This is a genomic window from Exiguobacterium sp. s95 (genome assembly GCF_018618655.1).
Lineage (GTDB): Bacteria > Bacillota > Bacilli > Exiguobacteriales > Exiguobacteriaceae > Exiguobacterium_A > Exiguobacterium_A oxidotolerans.
Genome location: NZ_JACSMM010000016.1, coordinates 8,146 through 14,736, shown reverse-complemented (window position 1 = coordinate 14,736; position 6,591 = coordinate 8,146). Strand labels below are relative to the sequence as shown.

Here is a 6,591-nt window from a genome sequence, read left to right as displayed (position 1 = left end):
TTCAAAGTTCGTCCGCGCCTGTTTTGGCGACTCAATTAGAATACCAAGTCTGGAACGATAAGTCAACAACTTTTTAAAAGAAGTTTTTTTCGTTCGTTTCAAGCGTGCGTCCTCTTTAGGACATGAATTAATATACCACGATAGTTAGGGGATGACAACTGTTTTATTAAAATAGTTTCATTTTTTTCGATTCTTCTTTTTAAGAACAGATTAAAGGCTGCAAACCACTCGGGCTCACAGCCTTCACTCGTTCACTTCATCATGATTGAAACGCGTCTTCGTTTTGCTTCGCTTATATAGAAGAAATACAACGACTCGGCTAATTTCATTTGTGCTTCAAGATCACCATAATCATCATAACTAATCTCAAGTAGATGACGTTTCATCAAGTAGTCTTCTTTTGCTTTAGACAATTCTGTAAGGAGACGCTCATCGTATTCGTTTCGGATTTTTTTTCGAAACCAACTCATAGTTCGCGTCTTCCCTCCATCGCACGGGATAATGTAACTTCGTCCGCATACTCTAAATCTCCCCCAACAGGAAGACCATGTGCAATTCGTGTCACACGAATTCCCGTCGGTTTCAGTAAACGTGACAAGTACATCGCCGTTGCCTCTCCCTCAATGTTCGGATTCGTTGCTAAGATGATTTCCGTAATGGCTTCGTCTTCTTGAAGACGTGTCAAAAGACTCGATACGTTAATGTCTTCAGGTCCAATCCCTTCCATTGGACTAATCGCCCCGTGGAGTACATGGTACAACCCTTGATAATCTCGCATCTTCTCCATCGCAATCACATCTCGCGAATCCTGAACAACACAGACAACCGTCCGATTACGATGTTTATCCGAACAAACATAACACGGATCTTTGTCCGTTATGTTTCCACACACGCTACAATAAGAAATATCGCGCTTCGCGCTGACGAGTGCCTTCCCGAACATCAACACATCATCTTCTTCCATGTCTAAGACATGAAAAGCAAGACGAACAGCCGTTTTCGGTCCGATCCCCGGTAGCTTCGTAAAACTTTCAATCAAACGACTGATTGCTTCAGGATATTGCAATTGATTTCCCCCTACAGTTTAAAACATTCCCGGCATGTTCATACCTTGCGTAAATTTACCCATTTTACTTGAAACAAGTTCATCGACTTTTTTCAATGCATCATTCGTTGCAGCGAGGACGAGATCTTGAATCATTTCGACATCGTCAGGATCCACTACTTCTTCTTTGATGATGACGTCGATGATATTTTTATGACCATCAGCTACGACAGATACCATTTCACCGCCAGCTGTACCTGTCACTGTCAAATCCTTAAGTTCTTCCTGAGCTTTCGCCATATCCTTTTGCATCTTTTGCATTTGTTTCATCATATTGTTCATGTTTCCCATACCACGCATATTTGTTCCTCCTCAAGTAAGATTAGTCTTCAAATTCTACGATATCACCAAAACGACCAAGCGTCTCGGATAATAAGCGATCGCTTTCCGATTCTTCAGCGACCTCTTTCTCTTCTATATTACTACTATTTCGCTTTGCAACAAACTCTGCCTTTAATTCATTCCAGTCTTGATCAAGAATTGCGAGAATCTCACGTTTGACGCCACATACTTCAAACAGGGCTTCTTCGATAACGAAACGCGTTCGTTCATTCGTCATGACTTGTTCGAAATGCCAGCCCTTCCCGTTATCAAACTCAATCAATAACGTATCTCCCGAACACAAGACGGGTTTACTTTCATGGACAAGCGAATAGATCGGACCATCTTGCTTTAAGATGAGTTTTAGAATAGCATCCCAGCGCTCTTGGATTTCAAGCAATTGTGCTTTTTCTGCTCGCATCAGCATTTGTCGAATCCGCTCTTTCGCGATCCGCACGGTCGGACGACCTTGCTTCCGTTTAGCTGGTTGCGCCGCGACTGTTTCTGCTGCCGGTACACCGTTCGCTTTCAACTGATGCATCTGTTCCTTCATTTCTCTTACTTCCTGTTGCAATGACTGGACGATTTGTCCCGTCGTACGCCCCTGTTCCGTAATTTGGATGAAGGCAATCTCGACTAAGACACGTGGATGATTCGTCAATCGCATCTGTTGTTGGCAATCATGCAGTTGTTCGATGACATGGAAACATGTTTCCGCTTCAATCATTTCGACGAACTGTTTGAATTCCTCTGTCGGACGGGCGCGTTCTAACAAATCGACTGCCGTCGGTGAGGCTTTTAGCAGGAGCGTATCCCGATAAAAGAAGACCAGGTCCTCGACGAATCGCTTCAGGTCTTTTCCTGCCCGTTGCATCTGCTCAAGTGTCTGCAATAATTGATCGACTTGATGATTATGAAGTGCGTTTGCAATCGCGAGCAACGCTTCGTCTTCTACGGCACCCGTTACTTCGAGTACGGCAGCATCCGTCAAATCCCCATTCGAGAAAGCGACTGCTTGGTCGAGTAAACTTAAGGCATCCCGCATTCCTCCGTCTGCTGCGCGTGCAATCAACCGTAACGCCGTCTCCGAGTAGGCAATTTCTTGATCGGATAAGATGAACTGCATCCGTTCGACTAGTTGGTCGACTTCATGGCGTTTGACATCAAAACGTTGGCAACGCGAAATGATGGTCGCCGGGATTTTATGGGGCTCTGTTGTCGCTAAGATGAAAATCGCATGTGCCGGTGGTTCTTCAAGCGTTTTTAATAATGCATTGAACGCTCCCGTCGATAGCATATGCACTTCATCGATGATATAAACTTTATAGGCTGCTTCTGAAGGCGGGTACTTCACCTTATCGCGGATTTCACGAATTTCGTCGACTCCGTTGTTTGAAGCCGCATCGATTTCGAACACATCCGGACTCGATCCTTCCGTAATCGCGAGACATGTCGGGCATTCATTACACGGTTCTTTTACAGGTGCGTGTTCACAGTTGATTGCTTTTGCGATGATTTTCGCAAGACTTGTCTTCCCCGTTCCGCGCGGGCCTGAAAATAGGTAGGCATGTGACATCCGTTCTTCCATCAATGCGTTTTGAATCGTCCGAGTGATATGTGCTTGCCCGACGACTTCATCAAAACGCTGCGGACGATACACGCGGTATAGTGCTTGATAGGCCAAATTTGCGCCTCCTCTTTTTTAAGATCCTTGTTCTATTCTACCTAAAAAAGTCTACAACCGAAACCGGCTGTAGACTTGTTTTATAAAAATTAAACTGCCGCGCACCATATTCTGAAATATGTTCAACATGCGTTACTCACGCAGCCTGCTCAGTTCAAGCACTCCTGCGGCACACAGAGAGCACCACTTAAGGCTGCTTCCTTCCGGACCTGACCTAGTTCATGGGTATCTGTTGCGCAGGACTCAAACGTCAACGCTACTTACGTAAGGCAGACCATACCAATCATATCCCTCGATATGGAATTCAGTCTCGCTATAGCGGATTGCGAGTGACAGGGAACCGCTACATCCCCACCTAGCACGGCAAATGATTTATCGTTTTTTAGTGGCACCCGTTCGAGTGCTTTTTCATTATACTGTTTCGTCTAAATTGTTGCAACCCATTGCACGTTTCTTTGCTTTCTTTTTCGCACGAAGTTCGCGAAAGAACGCCGTTAACAACTCACCACATTCTTTTTCTAATATACCACTCGTCAGACGTGAAACATGGTTAAAGCGCTCATCTTGGATGAGGTTCATCAAAGTTCCGCAACAACCACCTTTTGGATCAACGGCTCCGAAGATGACATGTTCAATCCGCGATAACATGATGGCTCCGGCACACATCGGACACGGTTCAAGCGTCACATACAGTTCGCACCCTTCCAGTCGCCAGTTCCCGAGCTTTTCACACGCTTGCTCGATGGCGAGTAATTCGGCGTGTGCCGTCGCCTGATGATTCGTTTCCCGGTGATTATACCCGGTCGCAATGACTTGATCGTCTTTGACGATGACACACCCAATCGGCACTTCGCCGATGGCTTCCGCCTTTTTCGCCTCACCAATCGCGAGCTCCATATAATATTCGTGTCGCTCCACTTCTACTCACTCCCTATCTTTACAAAAATTCTCCCTCTGAAACTTCGGCAGGGGTCCCTGCTTTGTGCTAAAATATAAATTGCACTTTGCTGAACGGAGGGTAATTGAATATGTTCATAACGGTTGAAGGACCGATTGGTGTAGGCAAAACTTCACTTGCGAACGCCATCAGTCATCATTTCTCATTTTCTATGTTACGCGAAATTGTCGAAGAAAATCCCTTTCTTGGAAAGTTCTATGAGGACATCGAAGAATGGAGTTTCCAAACAGAGATGTTCTTTTTATGCAATCGCTTTAAACAGCTCGATGATATCGAACGTCACTACCTAAGTAAACAACGCTCTGTCGTCGCTGATTATCATATCTTTAAAAACCTGATTTTTGCTCACCGCTCGCTCAAAGTAGAGCACATCGATAAATATGAACAAATTTATTCGATCTTAACGACGGATATGCCAAAACCGGATGCCGTCATCTACTTGAATGCGAGTATCGATACACTGATGAAACGCGTCGCCTTACGCGGACGTGAAGTTGAAGAACACATGTCACGCGATTATCTCGAGCAACTCGCAGCAGACTACGAAACGTTCGTCACGGAGTATCAAATCAAACACCCGGAAGTCAAAGTCATCCGTTTTAACGGAGATGAACTCGACTTCGTCAAACGCCCAGAAGACTTGGATTATGTCTTAACTAAAATCCGCAATGAATTATATGAAGGAGCGAACCACGCATGAACTCGAAGTTACGTGAAAAATACAATATTCCGGCAGATGCCGTCATTACGATCGGTGGAATGGTCGGAATCGGAAAATCGACGATCACGAATGGTCTAGCAGACGCACTCGGCTTCCGGACATCTCTTGAAAAAGTCGATACGAACCCTTATCTCGATAAATTCTACCACGATTTCGAGCGCTGGAGCTTCCACTTACAAATCTATTTCTTAGCGGAACGGTTTAAAGAACAAAAGAAAATCTTCCAATACGGTGGTGGTTTCATCCAAGACCGCTCCATCTACGAAGATACAGGCATTTTCGCGAAGATGCACTTCGAAAAAGGAACGATGTCACCAACGGACTACGAAACGTATTCCAGTTTGTTCGATGCGATGGTCATGACGCCATTTTTCCCGCATCCGGACTTGTTGATTTATCTGGAAGGATCGTTTGAACAGGTGCTCGACCGGATTCGTCTCCGCGGACGCGAGATGGAACAGCAAACACCAATCGAGTATTGGGAAGAGATGTACGAACGGTATACGAACTGGATCAATAACTTCACGATTTGCCCGGTCCTTCGTTTATCCATCGATGAATATGATCTTCTAAATGAACCGGAGTCGATTGAACGTATCCTCTCGAAAATCGATAAACAACTTGAAGTCGCCCGGATTGCAAAAACACGTTGATTCACACGCAAAAGCCCTTCGACAGTCGCCGAAGGGCTTTTGCGTGTAGACAAACTCTTATAAAGCGTGAACATGCGATAACGAAAGACAATCCGGTCGCGCTTCCCTGTCTCGCCTCGTCTTCAAAGCGGCAATCTTCCGCGCCGCTACAGCAAAGCTGCAGGGTCGCGACCGATTGCTTTTCGCGGTTCTAAGCGATTCGAGACGGATTGCGCCCTAAACCGTCTGCATGACTGGCTTTCCGTCATAGTGTTACCTAAAAAGCGTCACGTTTCGTTGACTCCTGCGGGGAACGCACGTTCAGAGGCAGACAAGACCCTGCTTCTTGTCCGTTAGGACGAAGGAGCAACGGCTTGCGCCTCGCCCGAGGAAAGCAACGAAAAAAGACGCTTGATCTCCCGATGGCACTTTGTCTACAGCCTGAGCCCCTCGACAGTCGTCGAAGGGCTTTTTTTAGCGTGCTGTTACTTGTTTGATTTGGTCGATGTGATGTAAGTCGTGCTGTTTCATCGCGCCAAGCAAGTCGACGATCATCATCGTTTTCCCGTTCGAAGTGAACGTATCCATCAAACGTTCTTCCGGAATCAAATCAACGGCCCGGCTTAATAGGTCACGGCTGACTAAGAATTCATCAATCGTTAAGGTTCGTTGCTGCTCGCGACTCATCTTCGCCGCTTCTTCGTTGACTTCCTGACTGTTCGGCTTCACACGGAATGGTTCGTCCGCCAACATGAATGGAAGACGTTCTGCCACCATGAAGCGGTCCCACGGTGACAAGTGACCTACGATTTCAGCAATCGTCCATTTGCCTTCCGCATATGAGCTACGCCACGCGTCTTCCGGGATGTGTTCGAGTTCACGGACGAAGTTCATCGTTTCTTTATAGTGAGTGAGTAAGGTTTCTTTTGTATTGGTCATATCAAGTGCTCCTTCTTCCTTTTTACATGTAGGAAAACATAGCATGCGAACGGATCTTGGTGCAATAAAAAAGCACCTCACACGATGTGAGATGCTCGATATAAGCGGAGTCGGTGGGATTCGAACCCACGCGGGCCTTACGACCCCTAACGGATTTCGAGTCCGTCCCCTTCAGCCGGGCTTGGGTACGACTCCATGTTAAATTTATTTTTGGGTAAAAAAAAAGAAGTG

8 protein-coding genes, 1 tRNA gene and 1 other RNA gene are annotated in these 6,591 nt (G+C 46.0%); 2 read left to right on the top strand and 8 right to left on the bottom strand.

Annotation, left to right across the window (positions count from 1 at the left end):
• Positions 1-251: 251 nt before the first annotated feature.
• The 6 genes from KNP99_RS15060 to tadA form a co-directional block, all read right to left on the bottom strand.
• Positions 252-470: a YaaL family protein gene (locus tag KNP99_RS15060; protein WP_029332191.1), complete on the bottom strand. Its 219-nt coding sequence runs from the start codon at positions 468-470 to the stop codon at positions 252-254.
• Positions 467-1,066 (bottom strand): recombination mediator RecR, encoded by a 600-nt coding sequence (gene recR, locus KNP99_RS15055; protein ID WP_029332190.1) that lies wholly within the window; start codon positions 1,064-1,066, stop codon positions 467-469. The genes KNP99_RS15060 and recR overlap by 4 nt, the downstream gene beginning before the upstream one ends.
• A gap of 18 nt (positions 1,067-1,084) precedes the next feature.
• Positions 1,085-1,405, bottom strand: a complete 321-nt coding sequence (locus KNP99_RS15050) for a YbaB/EbfC family nucleoid-associated protein (RefSeq protein ID WP_012368932.1) — start codon at positions 1,403-1,405, stop codon at positions 1,085-1,087.
• 22 nt (positions 1,406-1,427) lie between these two features.
• The gene (gene dnaX, locus KNP99_RS15045) at positions 1,428-3,110 is read right to left on the bottom strand and encodes a DNA polymerase III subunit gamma/tau (RefSeq protein WP_214767985.1); all 1,683 of its coding nucleotides are present in this window, start codon (positions 3,108-3,110) and stop codon (positions 1,428-1,430) included.
• A 97-nt stretch (positions 3,111-3,207) separates the two neighbouring features.
• Positions 3,208-3,474, bottom strand: an RNA gene (ffs, locus tag KNP99_RS15040) — signal recognition particle sRNA large type.
• 47 nt (positions 3,475-3,521) lie between these two features.
• Complete coding sequence (gene tadA, locus KNP99_RS15035; RefSeq protein ID WP_088835959.1) at positions 3,522-4,028, bottom strand: tRNA adenosine(34) deaminase TadA; 507 nt, start codon at positions 4,026-4,028, stop codon at positions 3,522-3,524.
• A 110-nt stretch (positions 4,029-4,138) separates the two neighbouring features.
• Here tadA and KNP99_RS15030 point away from each other — a divergent pair, with 110 nt between their 5' ends.
• Together KNP99_RS15030 and KNP99_RS15025 are read left to right on the top strand one after the other, a co-directional pair.
• Entirely contained in the window at positions 4,139-4,768 is a 630-nt protein-coding gene (locus tag KNP99_RS15030) for a deoxynucleoside kinase (RefSeq protein ID WP_088835958.1), read from the top strand.
• Positions 4,765-5,442, top strand: a complete 678-nt coding sequence (locus tag KNP99_RS15025; RefSeq protein WP_029332186.1) for a deoxynucleoside kinase — start codon at positions 4,765-4,767, stop codon at positions 5,440-5,442. Before KNP99_RS15030 ends, KNP99_RS15025 begins: the two co-directional genes overlap by 4 nt.
• A gap of 453 nt (positions 5,443-5,895) precedes the next feature.
• On the opposite strand, the gene KNP99_RS15020 is transcribed toward KNP99_RS15025, so the two are convergent.
• On the bottom strand, positions 5,896-6,360 hold the full coding sequence (locus KNP99_RS15020) for a DinB family protein (RefSeq protein WP_215193343.1): 465 nt from the start codon (positions 6,358-6,360) through the stop codon (positions 5,896-5,898).
• A gap of 105 nt (positions 6,361-6,465) precedes the next feature.
• A tRNA-Ser gene (locus tag KNP99_RS15015) sits at positions 6,466-6,555 on the bottom strand.
• Between the last annotated feature and the right edge of the window lie 36 nt (positions 6,556-6,591).

Excerpts from the sequence above, each read along its gene's own strand:
- KNP99_RS15060 (WP_029332191.1), bottom strand. The coding sequence starts at position 470 with ATGAGTTGGTTTCGAAAAAAAATCCGAAACGAATACGATGAGCGTCTC.
- KNP99_RS15030 (WP_088835958.1), top strand. The coding sequence starts at position 4,139 with ATGTTCATAACGGTTGAAGGACCGATTGGTGTAGGCAAAACTTCACTT.
- KNP99_RS15025 (WP_029332186.1), top strand. The coding sequence starts at position 4,765 with ATGAACTCGAAGTTACGTGAAAAATACAATATTCCGGCAGATGCCGTC.
- KNP99_RS15020 (WP_215193343.1), bottom strand. The coding sequence starts at position 6,360 with ATGACCAATACAAAAGAAACCTTACTCACTCACTATAAAGAAACGATG.
- KNP99_RS15050 (WP_012368932.1), bottom strand. The coding sequence starts at position 1,405 with ATGCGTGGTATGGGAAACATGAACAATATGATGAAACAAATGCAAAAG.